This is a genomic window from Martinezella rhizogenes (assembly GCF_027460065.1).
In the GTDB taxonomy this organism is placed as follows: Bacteria; Pseudomonadota; Alphaproteobacteria; order Rhizobiales; family Rhizobiaceae; genus Agrobacterium; species Agrobacterium rhizogenes_C.
The window spans coordinates 173,633-192,882 of record NZ_JAPYZZ010000004.1 but is presented as its reverse complement, the minus strand read 5'-3'; the positions used below and the strand labels follow the sequence as shown (position 1 = coordinate 192,882).

General features: G+C 58.9%; 17 protein-coding genes and 1 tRNA gene. 7 read left to right on the top strand and 11 right to left on the bottom strand.

The features are described 5' to 3' along the window. The first annotated feature begins 196 nt into the window (after nucleotides 1-196). Both O8B93_RS09070 and O8B93_RS09065 read left to right on the top strand, forming a co-directional pair. Nucleotides 197-619, top strand: coding sequence for a secondary thiamine-phosphate synthase enzyme YjbQ (locus O8B93_RS09070; protein WP_269709484.1), 423 nt, complete (start codon nucleotides 197-199; stop codon nucleotides 617-619). A 151-nt stretch (nucleotides 620-770) separates the two neighbouring features. Further along, nucleotides 771-1,106 (top strand): hypothetical protein, encoded by a 336-nt coding sequence (locus O8B93_RS09065; protein ID WP_269709483.1) that lies wholly within the window; start codon nucleotides 771-773, stop codon nucleotides 1,104-1,106. 161 nt (nucleotides 1,107-1,267) lie between these two features. Here O8B93_RS09065 and O8B93_RS09060 read toward each other — a convergent pair whose 3' ends face one another. Next, on the bottom strand, nucleotides 1,268-2,011 hold the full coding sequence (locus O8B93_RS09060) for an SIMPL domain-containing protein (RefSeq protein WP_269709482.1): 744 nt from the start codon (nucleotides 2,009-2,011) through the stop codon (nucleotides 1,268-1,270). 179 nt (nucleotides 2,012-2,190) lie between these two features. Here O8B93_RS09060 and O8B93_RS09055 point away from each other — a divergent pair. Further along, a tRNA-Ile gene (locus tag O8B93_RS09055) sits at nucleotides 2,191-2,266 on the top strand. 125 nt (nucleotides 2,267-2,391) lie between these two features. Here the strand turns inward: O8B93_RS09055 and O8B93_RS09050 are convergent. Together O8B93_RS09050 and O8B93_RS09045 are read right to left on the bottom strand one after the other, a co-directional pair. Then, nucleotides 2,392-2,763 (bottom strand): hypothetical protein, encoded by a 372-nt coding sequence (locus O8B93_RS09050; protein ID WP_269709481.1) that lies wholly within the window; start codon nucleotides 2,761-2,763, stop codon nucleotides 2,392-2,394. Between the two features lie 207 nt (nucleotides 2,764-2,970). Continuing rightward, nucleotides 2,971-3,600 (bottom strand): outer membrane protein, encoded by a 630-nt coding sequence (locus O8B93_RS09045; RefSeq protein ID WP_269709480.1) that lies wholly within the window; start codon nucleotides 3,598-3,600, stop codon nucleotides 2,971-2,973. A gap of 441 nt (nucleotides 3,601-4,041) precedes the next feature. On the opposite strand from O8B93_RS09045, the gene O8B93_RS09040 reads away from it, so the two are divergent. Together O8B93_RS09040 and O8B93_RS09035 are read left to right on the top strand one after the other, a co-directional pair. Continuing rightward, nucleotides 4,042-4,494 (top strand): hypothetical protein, encoded by a 453-nt coding sequence (locus O8B93_RS09040; RefSeq protein ID WP_269709479.1) that lies wholly within the window; start codon nucleotides 4,042-4,044, stop codon nucleotides 4,492-4,494. A gap of 201 nt (nucleotides 4,495-4,695) precedes the next feature. Further along, nucleotides 4,696-5,256: a dual specificity protein phosphatase family protein gene (locus O8B93_RS09035; protein WP_269709478.1), complete on the top strand. Its 561-nt coding sequence runs from the start codon at nucleotides 4,696-4,698 to the stop codon at nucleotides 5,254-5,256. A gap of 74 nt (nucleotides 5,257-5,330) precedes the next feature. On the opposite strand, the gene O8B93_RS09030 is transcribed toward O8B93_RS09035, so the two are convergent. After that, nucleotides 5,331-6,590, bottom strand: coding sequence for an AGE family epimerase/isomerase (locus O8B93_RS09030; protein ID WP_269709477.1), 1,260 nt, complete (start codon nucleotides 6,588-6,590; stop codon nucleotides 5,331-5,333). A gap of 179 nt (nucleotides 6,591-6,769) precedes the next feature. Here O8B93_RS09030 and metH point away from each other — a divergent pair, with 179 nt between their 5' ends. Beyond that, entirely contained in the window at nucleotides 6,770-10,543 is a 3,774-nt protein-coding gene (metH, locus tag O8B93_RS09025; RefSeq protein WP_269709476.1) for a methionine synthase, read from the top strand. A 73-nt stretch (nucleotides 10,544-10,616) separates the two neighbouring features. Here the strand turns inward: metH and O8B93_RS09020 are convergent, their stop codons facing one another. Both O8B93_RS09020 and O8B93_RS09015 read right to left on the bottom strand, forming a co-directional pair. After that, on the bottom strand, nucleotides 10,617-11,948 hold the full coding sequence (locus O8B93_RS09020) for an MFS transporter (protein ID WP_269709475.1): 1,332 nt from the start codon (nucleotides 11,946-11,948) through the stop codon (nucleotides 10,617-10,619). 78 nt (nucleotides 11,949-12,026) lie between these two features. Next, nucleotides 12,027-12,803, bottom strand: a complete 777-nt coding sequence (locus O8B93_RS09015) for an AAA family ATPase (RefSeq protein WP_269709474.1) — start codon at nucleotides 12,801-12,803, stop codon at nucleotides 12,027-12,029. A 321-nt stretch (nucleotides 12,804-13,124) separates the two neighbouring features. On the opposite strand from O8B93_RS09015, the gene O8B93_RS09010 reads away from it, so the two are divergent. After that, nucleotides 13,125-13,766, top strand: coding sequence for a hypothetical protein (locus O8B93_RS09010; protein WP_269709473.1), 642 nt, complete (start codon nucleotides 13,125-13,127; stop codon nucleotides 13,764-13,766). 28 nt (nucleotides 13,767-13,794) lie between these two features. Here O8B93_RS09010 and O8B93_RS09005 read toward each other — a convergent pair whose 3' ends face one another. From O8B93_RS09005 to O8B93_RS08985, 5 genes are all read right to left on the bottom strand, one after another. Then, nucleotides 13,795-14,838, bottom strand: a complete 1,044-nt coding sequence (locus O8B93_RS09005; protein ID WP_269709596.1) for a zinc-dependent alcohol dehydrogenase family protein — start codon at nucleotides 14,836-14,838, stop codon at nucleotides 13,795-13,797. A 97-nt stretch (nucleotides 14,839-14,935) separates the two neighbouring features. Then, entirely contained in the window at nucleotides 14,936-15,994 is a 1,059-nt protein-coding gene (locus tag O8B93_RS09000; protein WP_269709472.1) for an ABC transporter ATP-binding protein, read from the bottom strand. Between the two features lie 13 nt (nucleotides 15,995-16,007). After that, on the bottom strand, nucleotides 16,008-16,790 hold the full coding sequence (locus tag O8B93_RS08995; protein WP_003522814.1) for an ABC transporter permease: 783 nt from the start codon (nucleotides 16,788-16,790) through the stop codon (nucleotides 16,008-16,010). Continuing rightward, entirely contained in the window at nucleotides 16,787-17,671 is an 885-nt protein-coding gene (locus tag O8B93_RS08990; RefSeq protein WP_269709471.1) for an ABC transporter permease, read from the bottom strand. Before O8B93_RS08990 ends, O8B93_RS08995 begins: the two co-directional genes overlap by 4 nt. 202 nt (nucleotides 17,672-17,873) lie before the next feature. Further along, nucleotides 17,874-18,980: an ABC transporter substrate-binding protein gene (locus O8B93_RS08985; RefSeq protein WP_269709470.1), complete on the bottom strand. Its 1,107-nt coding sequence runs from the start codon at nucleotides 18,978-18,980 to the stop codon at nucleotides 17,874-17,876. Between the last annotated feature and the right edge of the window lie 270 nt (nucleotides 18,981-19,250).

Genomic DNA, 19,250 nt, shown 5'->3' with positions numbered 1-19,250 from the left:
GGAAGGGGAAGCCAAAATCGATCATTCTTAAAGGTCTGCCCTTCCCCGTTCTTTGCAACTATCAACCGGTTTCTTTGTTGTATGGTTTTGAGGCCGTCGTTGCTTAATTGATGTATCCCTAACGTTGCTGGATACAATTTGACATCACAAAACGTCGGAAATGCTGATTTTGTTCCGACTACCAGAAAGAAAAAATGTGCCGCAGAGAAAAATAACCATCGCAACCCGCGGACAGGGCCTCTACGAGTTTACATCCGAAGCTGAAGCTATGGTGAGGCAGGCAGGGCTGGAGGAGGGGTTGCTGACGATCTTCGTCCGGCACACATCCTGCTCACTGCTTATTCAGGAAAACGCCGATCCCGATGTCAAAAGCGATCTCCTGACATTTTTTGCCCGTCTCGTGCCGCCGTCCAGCGATCCTTCCATGCGCTGGATCGTTCATACGCTGGAAGGCCCCGACGATATGCCCGCCCACATCAAATCGGCGCTGACGGCGGTTTCCATCGGCGTGCCGATCAGCGAGGGCCGGCTCGTGCTCGGCACGTGGCAGGGCCTTTATCTTTTTGAACATCGCGACCAGCCGCACCGCCGCGAAATCGTGCTGCATATATCACCCTGAGGTACGGATCCGGATGGCCATGCTCCGTGTTAATGTCTCTGAACGCCTGCTGAACATTCGGTTCTGTTCATATTCAGGCAGGCGGCTCTAAGGTCTCGTCAATCGCCGGGGGATGTTCCCCTGTCGGCACAGAAACAAACGGAGTGAGTTCATGTTCAGCACCTTCGCAAAAGCCGGCCTGGCTGCCCTCATTGCCCTCGGTGGAATTTCCGTCACCGCGCCGGCGGCTTCGGCAGGCTCGGATGTTCAGTTCAGGGTTCAGGTTCAGGATGGTTTTGGCCATCGTCCGGGCTGGGGTCGTCCGGGCCGTCCGGATCGCGGCTGCTCGTCCTGGCTTGCGGAAGAAAAGGCAGGCCGCATGGGTCTCCGCCGCGCCCGCGTCGTCGATGTCTCGCCGCGTCGCGTCGTGGTGGCAGGTTTCAACCGCTACGGCCGTGACCGCGTCGTTTTCGCCAATGAACGTGGTTGCCCGGTTATTCGCCGCTAACAGCAGCGATCTTCATTGATCTGTCGATATCCCCGTATGGCAGATCGATAAAAAATGCCCCTCGCTTCCGAAATGGCAGCGAGGGGCATTTCTTTTTGATTATGCCTATGGCGGAACTGAAGATGGGGCAGGGCGGCACCGGGGTGCCGCCGCCGTCGATCTTACTGGTCGAGCGCGAAGGTGACGTTGACCACCACGCTGTAGTTGTTCTCACCCGAAGCGATCGGCACGCTGTCGGCTTCCTTCATCATCGAAGCACGCATCGCGCCGGCTGGCATCGGCATCGGGCGCTGCGAGTTCTCGCTGATCTGAATGACACGGCCGAGCTTCACGCCTGCCGCTTCCGTCAGCGTCTTCGCCTTGGCGATTGCGTCGGCAACGGCCTGCTTGCGGGCTTCCGTCACTGTGGCTTCAGGCTTGTCATTGGTGAAGGTTATATCGCCGCCCTGGTTGATACCGAGCTTGACGGAGGTGTCGAGGATCGCGCCGAGCTTCTTCAGATCACGCACCCGCACCGTCAGGCCGTTGGATACCTGATAGCCGGTGATCTCGGGCGCGACATAAACGCCGTCCTTGGGCTCATAATGCTTGTAAAGCGGCTGCACCGAAAAATTGCTCGTCTGCAGGTCGCGGTCTTCGATGGCGGCTTCTTTAAGCGCCTTCAGGACATCCGCGAGCGCCTTGGAGTTTTCCGTCAGCGCCGCCGCTGCGGTTTCCGCCTGCTTGACGACACTGAAGGAAAGGATCGCCATATCGGGCGCGATGGCCGCCTGGCCTTCGCCGGAAACACTGATGGTGGCTTCGCGCGGGGAGGCCTCCTGCGCAGATACCTGGGCGGCAAGCGGCATCGTGGCCGCCGCAGTCAATGCCGTGAGTGCGAAAAGGCGGGCCGTTTTTGTCTTCATGGTGTTTCCTCGTTGATTGAGTCCCTTTGAAGGGTATTGCCTTAGATTGTGTAGCTAATACGGCGACACTGCTTTGCGAAAGCAGGATTGGCTTGTCGGGCTGTAAAAATTACGTTAGAGCGTGACCTGCCGGATTCGAGCCATTGCGAAACCGGTGTTTCGGATCATTTTTTCCGAAAGGGCCTGTAGCTCAATGGTTAGAGCCGGCGGCTCATAACCGCTTGGTTGGGAGTTCGAGTCTCTCCGGGCCCACCATTTTCTTTTAAAGTCAGATGCTTATGACGATGTTCCTGCCACTGTGCAGGCTCGGGAAGCGTGGTATCTCATTGGGAGATCGGTCCGGCTTGCGCATGACAAGCCAGACCTGAAGTTATCTGAGATCAGTTGCAGACCCGCATGCTCTCCATGTGCCAGCCGCCGTCATAGGCGTTGGGAACGCGGCGGTCTTCGAACCAGCAGCGCGGCGGAGGCGGTGGTGGCGGTTCGTAGTAGCGCGGGCCGCCATTGCCGTTGGCGATGGCGCCGCCGATCAGGCCGCCGATGACGCCTGCGGCGAGGCCGCCGGCGATGGCTGCGCCATTATTGTGGCGGCGGTGTTCGCGATAGGGCGGTGGGGGCGGGCCGCCGCGGTCATAACCACGGTCGTAGCGCGGACGATAGGGATAGTCCTGCGCGGCAGCGGTGCCGTAGGACGCGAAGATGCTGCCGGTGGCGACCAGCGCAGCAATTGTGGAAAGAATTATCTTTTTCATCGGGGCTACTCCATAAGCCTGCTTCGGGAGATAGAGGCTCATTATGCCCGCATGATGGCATGGCACGGGTGAACGGCCTGTGAATGTTTCAGTGCCCTGACGTTCATATTTTCGAACCTTCATATGGGCAGATCACAGCCCACGCAGGCTTCCCGCAACAAAAAGCCCGGCGGGTGGCCGGGCTTTTGCTGAACTATATGGTCCGGCTCAGAACTTCACACCCAGACCCACTTTCACGGTATGCTGGTCGAAATCGGTGTTGATACCGAAGATGTCCTTATCGCCGTAGTCGTTATAGCGATATTCCAGCCTGCCGAAGACGTTGTCGGTGAAGGCGTAATCCAGACCTGCGCCAACCGTGTAGCCGTTGAAGGTAGCTTTGTCGTCGCCGACGGGCGTTTCGATGAAGCCGCGGGTGGCCGTCCAGCCGGCGGTGGCATAGATCAAAGCGTGGTCAAAGGCATAACCGACGCGGCCACGGACAGAACCCTGCCAGTCCGTGCCGACTTTGACGCCGGAATAGTCGTTGTCGTTCCAGTTATAATCGACATCGCCCTCGATGCCGAGGACCATGTTATTGTCGAACTGGTAATTGTAACCGGCGAAGGCGCCGAGAATTCCACCGTTGAAATCATCCGAGACGACGGGGCCGCCAGCCGAAAAATCGCCATTTGCCCAGCCCGCGCCACCTTGAATACCAAGATAGGGGCCAGACCAGGTGAAGACCGGCAGGGTTTCCTGCGCAACCGGCGGGGCCGGGGTTTCGTAGACGGCATCCGCGGCCATTGCGGTGCTGGCCGACAGGGCCAGGAGTGACGTTACGATCAGCGTTTTCATCGTTTTTCTCCCTGAGCTGACTGACATCCATAGCATAGATTAGCTACTTTTAATATGGGTTGGGGTTCGGCGGTTCCAAGAGGCGCTCGTGCCCTCCCGGCGTTTTGGCCGTCCTTGCCCCGGATCGCGGCGTTCTATCGCCCTGCAATGCGGTTCTGATGCTGCGAACGTCCTCGGCTGCGTTTGGTTCCCACTGGAGTTTCGTCAAAGGTCGGGCCGGGCCATCAGCCGGTGTCACGCTTGGTTGTCTTGACAGCGGGGGAGGCGGCCATAGAGTTGTAACTGACAGTGATAATGCCGGTGCTTCGCGCCGCATTTCAGGAAGCATTATTGCGGTCGAGACGATACCGCCGTGCCCACGCCACGAGGCTGGTCGTTGCGAGGTGAGGGCATGGGAGGACGAGGTCGCATGGGGTTTTGTATTAGCTGGGGAGGAGTGACGTGATTGTCGGAGCCGTTCTCAGTGCCATTCTTCTTCTTACCCTCATTGCGTTTCCGCGGCATCTCAAACCCGTCGTCATCTGCCTGTTGCTGATCTGGACAGCCACTGCCGCCTTTGTCATTTATGACTGGCGGCGCGGCAGCCAGCGGCTCGAGCATATCGTTGCGACCGCCAGTTTTGATGCCACCTGCGCGGATCCGGCCTTGCCCATTCGTGTCAGCTTCCGCAATGACAACAATGTCGCCGTGCAGCGGTTGACCTATACGCTGGAAGGTTTCGAGCCGGCGTTCCGCGCCTCCGTTGCCTTCGATCCCTATCAGGTGAGCGAGAGACGGATCGAGGCCGGCGAGACCTTCGCAGCCTGCCGGTCCTTCCGGCTGCGCAACAATGAAAGGGTGGAGCCGCAACGGCTGGAATGGCGCGTGACCATCATTTCCGCGGAATTCGGTTGAACTGTTCTCAGGGCATTGCGCGATCACGGGATTTTGAAAATTTTCAGCGCTGCTGATGGCACGCGGGAAAGCCTTGCACCACAGCGACTTCACTGGACAGAGGAATGCCTCGCGCCCGGCACTGGCAAAGCCGGCGACTTGTTTTCGTCCATTTGCGGTGCCATCTCCCCGCCCATCAGATTGATGTCGCGAGTTGACGGTTTGTATAGTGTTCTGAAGTTTCTGAAAATCACGGCCATTGGCCTTGTCGCCCTGCCGGTTCTGGCCGGCGCGCATATGGGTATCGGCCAGCTGACGGGAAATTTTCACGAAGTCATCCCCGGCGAGCTCTATCGTTCGGCCCAGCCGAGCGGCAAGGATATCGCCGCTTATGCCAAGGCCTATGGTATCAAGACGATCATCAACCTGCGCGATGAAAAGCGTGAGGGCTGGTATGAGGCCGAAAGTCGCGCGGCGAAAAACAATGGTATCCGGCTTGTCGATTATCCGCTGAGTTCGAGCGAAAAGGTCTCAGTGGAGGATTCGGAAACGCTGGCGGCGGTGCTGCGCAATGCGGAAAAGCCCGTTCTTATCCATTGCGAACACGGCGCGAACCGCACCGGGCTTGCCTCCGCCATTTACGTGGCTGTTGTGGCCGGCAAGAGCGAGGCGGCCGCCGAGTTTCAGCTTTCACCCTATTACGGGCATGTGCCGATCCCCGGCATCGGGCGCTATGAAATGTACCAGTCCTGGGATGATTTCGAGGAAACCATCGGGTTTTGAGACCCTCTCCATATCGCGTCCAGACAAGTCCGGTGTGACGGAGAGGGTGTCAGGTCATTCATTTTTGCAGAACCTCAATAATCCCCGTCGCTCTCCTTGATCACCTTCGTCAGGCTTCCCGCTGCCGGGAAAAGCGGTATCAGGCAGGCCTGAAGGGCGTGGTAGATATCGCCCTTGCCGGGGAACAGCGTGTGGGCCGGAACCAGATTTTCCGTCAGTTCCTCGTGCCAGCCGCCATTGTCATGATCGATGAAGTTGTTGGCGATGGTGCTCCAGATGCGGCGGTAGCTGTCCTCGTAGAACGGGTCCGCCGGCAGGTTTTCGTTGAGGAAGTGGGCGGCACCCGCCGCTTCGCACATCGGCCACCAGAGCTTTGCCCGCTTGTCGGGATTGTCGTTCCAATCGAGCGTGTAAAAGAAACCACCCTTTTCCCGGTCCCAGCCGAGCGCCATGGATTGCACGAAAAGCGATTTAGCGGCCACCGGCATCCAATCGTGCTGGCGTTCGTCGAGCACCCATAATTGCAGGATGAGGCGTGCCCATTCCAGCCAATGGCCTGGGGTGGAGCCGGAGGGGCGGAACATTTCGTTGCCACGATAGTCCTTGTCCAGCGTCCAGTTCTCGTCGAAATGTTCCGGCACGCGGAAATCGAGCTCACCGGCGCGGCGGCGGATGACGAGATCGGCGATCCGTTCGGCCTTGGTCAGGTAGTTGCTGTCGCCCGTCGCTTCATAAGCGGCCATCAGCGCTTCTGTCAGATGCATGTTGGAATTCTGGCCGCGGTAATTATCGATCGGCGACCAGTCGCGGTTGAATTCCTCGGCGATGGCGCCGTGTTTTTCTTCCCAGAACCGGGTTTCGAGAACCTCGGTAATGTCGGCCAGCATCTTGTCGGCAAGTGGGTGGCCGACGGTTTTGGCGGAAGAGGCGGCCAGAAGCACGAAGGCATGGCCGTAGCCCTGCTTGGTGGCATCCACCGGACCGGCATCGTTCACCTGCCAAAAGTAACCGCCATGTTCGCCATCGCGATGCCTGTTCCAGAGATAGGTCATGCCGTGGTCGACGATATCGCCGCAGCCCGGCCTTCCGAGCAGGTGGCCGATGGAGAAGCAATGCACCATGCGGGCCGAAGCGTGGATGCCGCGCACGGGGTCGTTTTTCTGCAACGGCGTGCCCTTGGCGTCCAGATCGAAGAAACCGCCGGCGGGGTTGAGGGCGCGGTGCTGGAAGAAGTCGAAAAGTCCTTCGGCCTGTTTCACCAGCCATTGGCGGTGCCAGGGCAGGGTGTTCCAGTTGCGGCTGTTATGATCGTCTTCGGCCATCTCGTCCTCCATGCGGTTTGCTGCTTCGGCTTATATCCTTGCTGTATAAACCTGTCATCTGTCAGCGATATTTCGTAACGTGATGGAATGGCGCAAAGCCATGCCTGTCCCTTGAAGATATATTGACATAAACATATCTTTATGTGACTTGACTGCTTGCGTTCTTGCAAATCGAAATGAGGAGTGTGCCCGTGTTTGACGATCTGTTTGGCCCCGAAGGGGCAAAGCGCGACGGCGCGGAAATTATGCACGCGCTGCGCCAGGCCGCCAGCGAACGCATCCTCATTCTCGACGGTGCGATGGGCACGCAGATTCAGGGGTTGGGTTTTGACGAGGATCATTTCCGTGGCGACCGTTTTATCGGCTGCGCCTGTCACCAGAAGGGCAATAATGACCTGCTGATCCTGACCCAGCCGGATGCAATCGAAGAGATCCATTATCGCTACGCCATGGCGGGTGCGGATATTCTCGAAACCAACACGTTTTCGTCGACCCGCATCGCGCAGGCCGATTACGAGATGGAAAATGCCGTCTACGACCTCAACCGCGAGGGCGCCGCGATCGTCCGCCGTGCTGCCCAGCGCGCCGAGCGGGAAGATGGCCGCCGCCGTTTCGTGGCTGGCGCCATCGGCCCGACCAACCGCACGGCCTCGATTTCGCCTGATGTCAACAATCCCGGTTATCGTGCCGTCAGTTTCGACGATCTGCGTATTGCCTATGGCGAGCAGATCGATGGTCTGATCGATGGTGGTGCGGATATCATCCTCATCGAGACGATTTTCGATACGCTGAACGCCAAGGCGGCGATCTTTGCCTGCGAGGAGCGTTTCGAGGCCAAGGGCATCCGCCTGCCGGTGATGATCTCAGGCACGATCACCGACCTTTCCGGCCGTACGCTTTCCGGCCAGACGCCGTCTGCATTCTGGAACTCGGTGCGCCACGCCAACCCCTTCACCATCGGGCTTAACTGCGCGCTCGGTGCGGATGCGATGCGCCCGCATCTGCAGGAACTGTCCGACGTGGCCGATACCTTCGTCTGCGCCTATCCCAATGCCGGCCTGCCAAACGAATTCGGCCAATATGACGAAACGCCCGAGATGATGGCGCGCCAGGTGGAAGGTTTCGTCCGCGACGGTCTCGTCAACATCGTTGGCGGCTGCTGCGGTTCGACGCCGGAACATATCAGGGCGATTGCGGAGGCTGTCAAAGACTACAAACCGCGCGAAATTCCTGATCATAAGCCGTTCATGTCGCTCTCGGGCCTCGAGCCTTTCGTGCTGACCAAGGATATTCCCTTCGTCAATGTCGGCGAGCGCACCAACGTTACCGGCTCCGCCCGCTTCCGCAAGCTCATCACCGCCGGCGACTATACCGCCGCGCTGGCTGTCGCTCGCGACCAGGTGGAAAACGGCGCGCAGATCATCGACATCAATATGGATGAAGGCCTGATCGATTCCGAAAAGGCGATGGTGGAGTTCCTGAACCTCATCGCCGCCGAGCCTGATATTGCCCGCGTACCTGTCATGATCGACTCATCCAAATTCGAGATCATCGAGGCTGGCCTGAAATGCGTGCAGGGCAAATCGATCGTCAATTCCATTTCGCTGAAGGAAGGCGAGGAGAAGTTTCTCCAGCAGGCGCGGCTTGTCCACAATTACGGTGCGGCCGTCGTGGTCATGGCCTTTGACGAGGTCGGGCAGGCGGATACCTATCAGCGCAAGGTGGAAATCTGCGCGCGCGCCTACAAGCTTCTGACCGAAAAGGCCGGTCTGTCTCCAGAAGACATCATCTTCGATCCAAACGTGTTTGCGGTGGCGACGGGTATCGAAGAGCACAATAATTACGGCGTGGACTTCATCGAAGCCACCAAGACCATCCGCGAAACCATGCCGCTCACGCATATTTCCGGCGGTGTTTCCAACCTGTCCTTCTCCTTCCGCGGCAACGAGCCGGTGCGCGAGGCGATGCATGCCGTGTTCCTCTACCACGCCATTCAGGTCGGCATGGACATGGGCATTGTTAATGCCGGCCAGCTTGCGGTTTACGACAATATCGATGCGGAACTGCGTGAGGCCTGCGAAGATGTGGTGCTGAACCGCCGCGACGATGCGACGGAGCGTCTGCTTGAGGTGGCAGAGCGTTTCCGTGGTACGGGTGAAAAACAGGCGAAGGCTCAGGACCTTTCCTGGCGTGAACTTCCCGTTGAAAAGCGGCTGGAGCATGCGCTGGTCAACGGCATTACCGAATATATCGAGGCCGATACGGAGGAGGCGCGCCAGAAGGCGGAGCGTCCGCTGCACGTCATCGAAGGGCCGCTGATGGCCGGCATGAATGTGGTCGGCGATCTGTTCGGCTCGGGCAAGATGTTCCTGCCGCAGGTGGTGAAATCCGCCCGCGTGATGAAGCAGGCCGTGGCCGTGCTGCTTCCTTACATGGAAGAGGAAAAGCGCCAGAATGGCGGAGCGGAGCGCAGTGCCGCCGGCAAGGTGTTGATGGCGACCGTGAAGGGAGACGTGCACGATATCGGCAAGAACATCGTCGGCGTCGTGCTGGCCTGCAACAATTACGAGATCATCGATCTCGGCGTGATGGTGCCGACGACGAAGATCCTTGACACGGCGATTGCCGAAAAGGTGGATGTGATCGGCCTCTCCGGTCTCATCACCCCGTCGCTGGATGAAATGGTGCATGTGGCGGCTGAAATGGAGCGGCAGGGTTTCGATATTCCGCTTTTGATCGGCGGCGCGACGACCAGCCGCGTGCATACGGCGGTGAAAATCCATCCGCGCTATGAGGCGGGTCAGGCGATCTACGTGACTGACGCCTCGAGAGCGGTAGGCGTGGTCTCCGCGCTTCTCTCGGCCGAGCAGAAGCCTGCTTATATCGATGGCATTCGCAGCGAATATGCCAAGGTCGCGGAAGCCCATGCCCGCAACGAGCGCGAAAAGCAGCGTCTGCCGCTTTCCCGCGCCCGTGAGAATGCGCACAAGATCGACTGGTCGAGCTACAGCGTCGTCAAGCCGCAGTTCTTTGGCACCAGGGTATTTGAGACCTATGATCTGGAAGAGCTTTCCCGTTACATTGACTGGACGCCGTTTTTCCAGACCTGGGAGTTGAAGGGCCGTTTCCCGGCGATCCTTGAAGACGAAAAGCAGGGTGAGGCGGCGCGGCAGCTTTATGCCGATGCGCAGGCGATGCTTGCGAAGATCATCGAGGAGAAGTGGTTCCGGCCGCGCGCCGTGATCGGGTTCTGGCCGGCCAATGCGGTGGGCGACGATATCAAGCTGTTTACGGATGAAGGCCGCGGCGAAGAGCTTGCCACCTTCTTCACGCTGCGCCAGCAACTTTCCAAGCGCGACGGACGCCCGAATGTGGCGCTGTCGGATTTCGTGGCACCTGTCGATAGCGGTGTTGCCGATTATGTCGGCGGTTTCGTGGTGACGGCGGGCATCGAGGAAGTGGCGATTGCCGAGCGTTTCGAGCGGGCCAATGACGATTATTCGTCCATCCTCGTCAAGGCGCTGGCCGACCGCTTCGCGGAAGCCTTTGCCGAGCGCATGCATGAGCGGGTGCGCAAGGAGTTCTGGGGCTATGCACCGGACGAGGCTCTTGGCGGTGATGACCTGATCGGCGAAGCCTATGCCGGTATTCGCCCTGCACCGGGCTATCCGGCCCAGCCGGATCATACCGAAAAGAAGACGCTGTTTGCCCTGCTGGACGCCACCAATGCGGCGGGTGTGGAACTGACGGAAAGCTATGCCATGTGGCCCGGCTCCTCCGTCTCGGGCCTCTATATCGGCCACCCCGAGAGCTATTATTTCGGCGTTGCCAAGGTGGAGCGCGACCAGGTTCTCGACTATGCGCGCCGCAAGGATATGCCGGTCACAGAGGTGGAGCGCTGGCTCGGGCCGGTACTCAACTACGTGCCGACCAACGGCGAGGAAAAAATCGACAGCGCTGCGTGATGTTTCACGCATCGCCGGGACAAATAAAAAAGCGCGGGTCTTGCCCGCGCTTTTTTTGTGTTCGCTGTTGAACTTACGACCGCAATGCCGCCAGTTCCTCAATGCCGACATGGCTTTCGACCTCGCTGCCGCGCAGGTGGAGGTAGAGGCCGATCGCGAAGGCGAGGACGGCGATGAAGACCAGATACCAGGCGTGGGCCATGGGATTGATGGCAAGCGCCGTCGTCACGCCGATTGGCGTCAGCCCGCCGAAAACCGCATAAGAGACATTATAGGCGAAGGAGAGGCCCGAGAAGCGGACCGATGCCGGGAAGGCCCGCACCATGACATAGGGCACCGCGCCGGCCATACCGACCGAGAGGCCCATCACTCCATATAGCACGAACATGGTCTGAAGCGAGGTACCGGCATAGCTGTAGAAGGTGAAGGTGGCGATGCCGAAGAAGATGCTGGCGCCCATGAAGAAGATGCCGGAGCCCACCCGGTCGATCAATGCGCCGGCGATGATGACGCCGAAGATCAGGAACAGTGTGCCGAAACTGGTACCGGCTAAGGCCTGCGTCGGGGTGTAACCGTAGAGCTTCTGCAGAAAGGTGGCCGTCATCAGCGTGGTCACCACGATGGCCGCTGACAGAACCCAGGTCAGCAGGGCGGAGATGATCACGCCGCGCATATGGTGCTTCAGCACGAGGCCAAGCGGCAGCTTGTCCGTGAGTGACTTCGACTTCTTCATTTCCATGAAGATCGGCGTCTCTTCCAGCCAGCGGCGCAGATAAACGGCGATGAGGCCGAAAATGCCGCCGAGCAGGAATGGGATGCGCCAGGCATAAGCTGCCACGTCTTCCGGCGTGAAGAGTGAGTTGATGGCAAAGGCAATCAGCGAGCCCAGCATGATGCCGAAGGAGAGGCCGGATGTCAGGAAACCGCAGGCGAGACCGACGCGGCGGAAGGGCACATGTTCGGCAACGAAGGTCCAGGCGCCCGGCACCTCGCCGCCGATAGCCGCGCCCTGCAGCATGCGCAGGATGATGAGCAGGATGGGTGCCGCCACGCCGATGGTGGCATAGGTCGGCATCAGCGCCATGCCGAGTGTGGAGAGCGCCATCAGGAGGATGGAGAAGGCGAAGACGCGCTTGCGGCCGTACCGGTCGCCGTAATGTGCCAGAATGATGCCACCCAGAGGCCGCACCAGATAACCGGCGGCGAAGATACCGAAGGTCTGGATCATCACCAGCCAGTCCGGCATTTCCGGCGGAAAGAACAGATGACCGATGACGGTGGCGAAAAATACGAAAATGATGAAGTCGTAAAATTCGAGCGCGCCGCCCAGGGCCGAAAGTCCGAGCGTTCTGAAATCCTGACTGTTGAGGGGACGGGCTGCCGCCGGTGTGGTGGTGGGAGACATAAGCCTGCTTCTTTTCTAAATTACGTAGTACTTATGGGCATGCGGCAAGCGCGGCGGGATTTCAAGCTTTATCGGTTCTCAATCGTTCAGGTATTTCGAAGGACGATCAAGGAAGCGGCGCAGGAAGGCTATGTTTTCCAGTTCGTCATAGAGCCGTTCGGTGACGCCATCCTCGTCGAAATAATAGATCGTTGCCTCTGGAATGGCCAGCAGCACGGGCGAATGGGTGGCGATGATCAATTGCCCGCCATCATCGGCCGCGTTGCGGATTATGGCCGCCAGTTCGAGCTGCTTTTGCGGCGAAAGCGGGCTTTCCGGTTCATCGAGAAAATAGAGACCGGCGCCGTGCAGCCGCCGGTGCATGATATCGAGAAAACCTTCGCCATGTGATCGCCGGTCGAGGCTGTTATTCCTGACGATCCCGCGAAATGTCTCCGGCGTTTCATCCGGAAAATCCTCGCCTTTTTTCAGGGCCTTTTCCCGCTCCCAGCGAAAATCGTCCAGCGCCTCCTCGTTCTGCCGGCGGATATAACCCAGCACGTCTTCCGCACGCAGGAACATACGGATTTTCGGATATTTCTTGCGGGCGAAATAAAAGGCCTTCGCCACGGTCTCGGCATGCTGGAGATAGAGGTCACCCTTGACCTCGCCATGATTGCCGATGGCATAGGCCGTCATTCCCGCCGCCAGCCCCTCCAGCAATGTCGATTTGCCGGAACCGTTATTGCCCGCGAAAAAGGTGATCGGCGTCTTGAATTCGAGGCGTTCCAGATGGCGCATGGCCGGGACGGAAAAAGGATATTCCTCCCATCCTTCCGGCTTTTCCTTCATGGCTACGCTGTCGAGAAACAGCATGTCGCAGTCCTTGCCAATATTGATCCTCTTCGGAGATGTTCGCCCGGATGCCTCTTCGAGGCCCGTGCCCCCGGGGCGAGTGAGTGTGCCCGGAGCTTAGCGCGTCGTATGGCCCGCGCCAACGGCCCATTCAATATGCCTACACAGCGTTGAGACTTGTGATAATTTAGATTGTTATGAAATAATAATTGAGATATTTAAATTCAATACTCGATAATCTAAATATTGTTGGTGTGATTAAAAATATAACTTCGATATAAACTTCAATTTAAACGAGGGATTCTAGTGGTTGTTCATTCTTGTTTCTGTTTTGAGGAATGGATGAATTACACGGTGCTATTTTCAGCCGCTGCCTTGTTTTCCGCGATATTTCCGAATGGGGCAGAAGCGCGGAAGGATGGTTTATTCGCCATTCCCGGGTCCGGTGGCGGCGAGACGATTGATCTCGTCTACGATCTGCCAAACATCCCCGCTTTTCTGCGGGAGGGAAACACGCTCGATCTCGGCTATCTGAACAGCGGCAATGGCAGCGGTTATGTTCTGTTTTACGGCGACCGTTATACCAGGCTCAGCGATGCCGATATTGCACGATTGAAGTCGAGGCTTGGTTTCGATCCGACGACCCGGTACCGCATGGAGCGCGCGGCCCGCGAAAAGCAGAACGGGCGCTGGAATCTGGCGATTTTCTTCGTCGCGCTGGTAGTCGGGTTTTTTCTGGTTGTCCATAAGGGGCGGGACGTCATCCGGTGGTTTTGGCGATTGCTGGCAATGCTCGTCGGCGCCGACAATGGGCTGGTGAGCGAGCCTTCCGATCCACTCAAACTTCGCAAGAAGCGGCTGGTGAGACCTCAGTACAGCCAGCCTCGGACAGATTCCGTTGCCGCCAGCCCGGGGCTACCGCCGGTGGAGGTCTCGCCCCCGACAGGCGGCACGGCCCGGGCTTTCGGGCGCAGGAGCAGCTGACGCGACGCCGAATGGCTGCGACAGGTGCTTATTCGAACCGGTCGATGATGCTGATACCGCTCTCCTGGAATCGATCCATTCCGGGAAGGGCGACGGCCGCTTCGGTCAGGGAAATATGGCGGCCGATCAGCTTTTCCGGTGCGAGCCTGCCACTTTCGATCATGGCTAGCATGTCCTCGTAACGCCATGCCTGCATGCCGTGGCTGCCATAAATCTCCAGCTCATGGGCGATCACCCGGGCCATGGGAATGGCCGGCATGGCATGATCTGCCAGCATCAGCCCCACCTGCACATGGCGTCCGCGCCGGCGCAGGTTGCTGATCGAATTGCAGCAGGTCTGTGGATGGCCAAGCGCATCGACCGAGACATGCGCGCCGCCACCGGTGATGTCGCGCACCGCTTCGGCGACATCTGCAACCGAGCGGCTGTTGATGGTGGCGGTTGCACCCAGCTGCCGGGCGAGTTCCAGCTTGTCTTCGGCAATATCGATCGCGACGACCTGTGCGCCGAGACCTGCGCCGATCATGATGGCGGAGAGGCCAACACCGCCGCAGCCATGGACCGCCAGCCATTCGCCGCCCTTCAGGCGTCCCTGATCCGTCACCGCCCGGAAGGAGGTGGCGAAACGGCAGCCGAGACCGGCGGCGGTGGCGTAACTCATCGATTCCGGCAGGTGCACCAGATTCTGATCGGCATAGTCGATCGCGACATATTCGGCGAAGGAACCCCAATGGGTGAAGCCGGGCTGGAACTGCGTTTCGCAGACCTGCTGGTTGCCGGAGCGGCATTCATGGCAATGGCCGCAGCCGGAGACGAAGGGAACGGTAACGCGATCACCCGTCTTGAATCGGGTGACGTTTCTGCCGACGGCGGAGATGACGCCGGCGAACTCATGGCCGGGGACATGTGGCAGGCGGATATCCGTGTCATGTCCCATCCAGCCATGCCAGTCGCTGCGGCAGAGGCCGGTTGCCTTCACCGCAATCACCACGCCGCCATCGCTCGGTTCCGGATCGGGCAGGGACGCGACTACAGGGGTCTCGCCGAATCGTTCGTAAAAAAGCGCGCGCATCATGGCCTCACATCATTGGTCCGCAGGTTCAAATCCCAACCTGCTCTAGAGCATTTTCAGCAAAAGTGCGAAGCCGTTTTACGTCAGGAGAAGCGCTTCAGTCCTTGATGAGCATCAGGTCACCGGCTGCGAATTTCAGTGTCACCTGCTCACCGACAGCGGGCGGCGCTGTGCCGGGATCGTTGAACATGTCGAAGGACAGCGTCGAACCGCCCAGATCGAGGCGGGTGCGGATGACGGAGCCGAGGAACTGGCTGGAGGTGACGAGGCCGGAAATGGCAACATCGCCTTTCGCATCGCTGCCGAGGGAACCGGCTTCCGGGCGAAGCGCCAGCGTGATTTTTTCGCCATTCGCCGCATCGACCGGCTTGGGCAGGGTGATCTGCTGCTCTCCGACACGGATGGTGTTGGATGAGGAATCCACCACGGTGGCGTCGATGAGGTTCAACGTACCAACGAAGGAGGCGACGAAGCGGGTGGTGGGTTTGTTGTAGATATCGAAGGGCGAACCGATCTGGTCGGCACGGCCACCATTCATCACGACGATGCGGTCGGATATCGACAGGGCCTCTTCCTGATCGTGGGTCACGAAAATGGTGGTGATGCCGAGTTTTTGCTGGATCTGGCGGATTTCCTCGCGCAGCGAGACGCGGATCTTGGCGTCGAGTGCGGAGAGCGGTTCGTCCAGCAGAAGCACTTCCGGCTTCGGCGCAAGCGCCCGGGCGAGCGCCACGCGCTGCTGCTGACCGCCCGACATCTGATAGGGATAACGGTCCGCCAGATGTTCCAGATGGATGAGCTGGAGCATTTCCTTCACGCGGGTGTCGATCTCGGCTTTCGGTTTGCCGGCGACTTTGAGACCGAAGGCGACGTTTTCATAGACATTCATGTTCGGGAACAGCGCATAGGCCTGGAACACCATGCCGATATTGCGCTGGTTCGGTCTGAGCGTCGTCTGGTCCTTGCCGTTGATGACGATCGATCCGCCGGTCGGGATTTCGAAACCGGCGATCATGCGCAGCACGGTGGTCTTGCCGCAGCCCGATGGCCCGAGAAAGGAGACGAATTCGCCCTTTTCGATGGCCATGTTGAAATCATGCACGACCTGCACGGAGCCGAAGGATTTCTTGATGTTGCTAAGTGTCAAAAAGCTCATGAAAATCTTGTCCTCAGGCCTTGGGAGGCGCGCCCTTCTGATAGCGGGAAACGAGTTGGATCAGACCGAGGCAACCCCAGGTGATGCCGAAGGAAATCACGGCAAGTGCTGCCGGTTCATAGGCGCGGTTGGCGCCGAGCAGCTGCATGTAGGGGCCAAAGGCCGGGCGGTTCAAAAGGGCTGCCATGGTGAATTCACCGATGACGATGGCGAAGGTCAAGAACGCGCCCGAAAGCACGGCGACCAGTACATTGGGCAGGATGATGCGCGACAGGATGGTCGTCCATCCCGCGCCAAGGCTCTGCGCCGCTTCCGTCAGCGTCGCCACGTCGATGGTTCTCAGACCGGTGTCGACGGCGCGGTACATGTAGGGCAGGGCAAGCGTGGCATAACCGAACATCAGAAGCAGATTGGTGCCGAATGAGGTGCCGGTCAGCGGCAGCCAGCTCGAGGTATTGTAGAGCCTGATATAACCGAACACGATGACGATCGCCGGAATGACCAGTGGCAGCAGCGTGATGAATTCGATATAGGGGCGCAGGCCAGGCAGCTTCAGACGCACCCAATAGGCTGTCGGCACGACGAGCAGAACACCGAAGACGATGGTGAACAGCGCCATCACCACCGAATAGCTGAAGGTTTCCTGAAAGCGCGGATCGGTGAGCACCTTGCCATAGGCGTCGAAGGAATATTCGCCGCGCCGCATCTTCAGCGAAAAGTTGGTCATGCCGATCAGCGGCAGAGCGAAATAGAGCAGGCCGAATATCAGCGCGCCCCAGGCGAAGAAACGCTTCATTTCAGCCACCTTTCGCTGCGGGCGCGCAGCCAGATGTAAAGTGCATTAGCGATGCCGGTCAGGACGATCATGCCGAAGGCGAGCGCGTAACCGAGATGCGGATTGCCGAGAACGTCGCCGCGGATTTGCGCGAAGAGCAGGATCGGCACGATATTAAGCGAGGAGCCGGTGAGCGCGATCGCTGTGGCCACCGCGCCGAAAGCATTGGCAAACAGCAGCGACATGGTGCCGAGCAGCGACGGCAACAGGATCGGGAAAGCCACCATGCGCCAATATTGCAGGCCGGTGGCACCGAGAATTTCGGCTGCCTCGCGCCATTCACGCTTCAGCCCGTCCAGCGCCGGCGTGATGATGAGAATCATCAGCGGTATCTGAAAGAACAGATAGGTGACCGTCAGGCCCCAGAAGGACAGGATGTTGAAACCGAGGAGCCTCAGATCAATGCCGATCTGCGTCTTCAGGAAGACGGTGAGCAGGCCTACCGGGCCAAGCGTGGCGATGAAGGCGAAGGCGAGCGGCACGCCGGCAAATTGCGAGGCGACACCGGAAAAGGTGAGAAGCGGGCCGCGGATACGTTGCGGCAGGCCACCCAAAACGACGGCTGCGGCCACGGCAAAACCGATCAGGCAACCCAGCGCCGCGGAGGCGAGGCTGATCTTGATCGAGATCCAGTAGGCAGCAAGGATCGACGAGGTGAAAAGCCCGGCAATGTTATCAAGCGTGAAGCTGCCATCCGTTTGCTGAAACGCGCCGATGACGATCTTCATCGTCGGCAGGATCAGGAACAGCATAACAAAGACGGCGAAAGGTACGACGCCTATCCAGTGCAGCGGCAACTTTCTGCCCGCGTCGGATGGTCCGCCGGTGTTGGTTGATGGCATGCCTTGTCCCCAAACGCCGTTTTCAAAACGGTCTGTCTCTAAAGGTCTTTCTCGAGCACATCCGGTTAAAACGGAAATGTCGGACGCGCTCTCGATTTTGTCTTGCGCATTTTCCTGACGTAAAACCGCAACGCACTTTTACTGGAAATGCTTTTAAAGAAGCACCCCGGCTTTTGATCGGCCGGGGTGCATTTTCAGCAGTTTACTTCACGTTTGCGCCGACGACTTTGTCCCAGCCGCCGGTGACGGCAGCCTTGTTGGCATCAACTTCCTCGAGTGTCGGGAAGATCGCCTTTTCATAGGCTGCTGCCGGCGGCAGGCTGTCGATCAGTTCCTGCGGAACCTTGCCGGCCTTGACCATGGCGTTGAAGCGGATCGGGTGGCAATAGCCCTTCAGCCAGCCGAGCTGACCGTCGTCCGAATAAAGATGCTCCATCCACAGCTTGGCAGCGTTCGGATGCGGCGCGTAGGCGGAAATACCCTGAACGTAAACGCCGGCGAGAACGCCCTTTTCAGGGACGACGACTTCGGTCGGCGGGTTGTCGTTCAGCGTCTTCTTCCAGGAAAGGGCGTTGTAGTCCCAGGCGACGATGATCGGGGTTGCGCCCTGTGCCAGCGTACCAGCCTTGCCGATGACCGGAAGGAAGTTGCCAGCCTTGTTGAGGTCGGCGAAATACTTAAGGCCAGCCTCACCGGCTTCTTTGCCGGACTTTGCGCCGGTGGAAAGACCGGCGGCGAGAACGCCGAGGATCGCCTGGTTGGAGGCGCGCGGATCGCCGGCTAGCGCTACCTGACCGGAATATTCCGGCTTCAGCAGGTCGGCCCAGTCTTTCGGCGTGTTCTTGACGAGGTCCTTGTTCACGAACATCGACATGACGCCGTAATAGTCGCCGTACCAGTAGCCGTCGGCATCCTTGACGTTGTCAGGGATTTCGGCCCAGGTGGAGACCTTGTAGGGCTGCAGCAGGCCTTCGGCCTTCATCTGCGGGCCGAAGGCGAGACCGACGTCAACGACGTCAGGAGCCTGCGGACCCTTGTTGTCCTTGTTCGCCTTGATGGCTTCGACTTCATCGGCAGAGCCGGCGTCAGGGTTCAGTTCGTTGACGGTGATTTCCGGGTACTTCGCCTTGAAAGCGGCGATGACGTCGCCGTAACCACACCAGTCGTGCGGCAGCGCGACCGTGGTCAGCATGCCTTCCTTCTTGGCGGCAGCGATCAGTTCGGCGCTCGGTTCAGCGGCGGCAATCGCGGTGGAAGCGATGACCAGTGCGGTGGTCGTAGCAAGCAGTCGGCGGCAGTGAGAGATCACTTTTTTCTCCTCTTCGTGTTCTCATATTGCGGACGCTGATACGGAGTCTCGATGAAGCTAATGTGACGGTTGGATTGCAATTTATTTATCCGGATTCCGCCACTTTACACTCGTTTTCCGCCATCATCAGGCTTTTGTGCCTGCAATTGCGGGAGATTCCCCTCGTTATCCGATTGTCCAGATATGTTCCCCAGCTTGGTATATTATCCTGTTTTATCGTGCTGGTAGCGATTACAGGTATCCAATCAGCGTGCGGCATCCGCGTCAAGT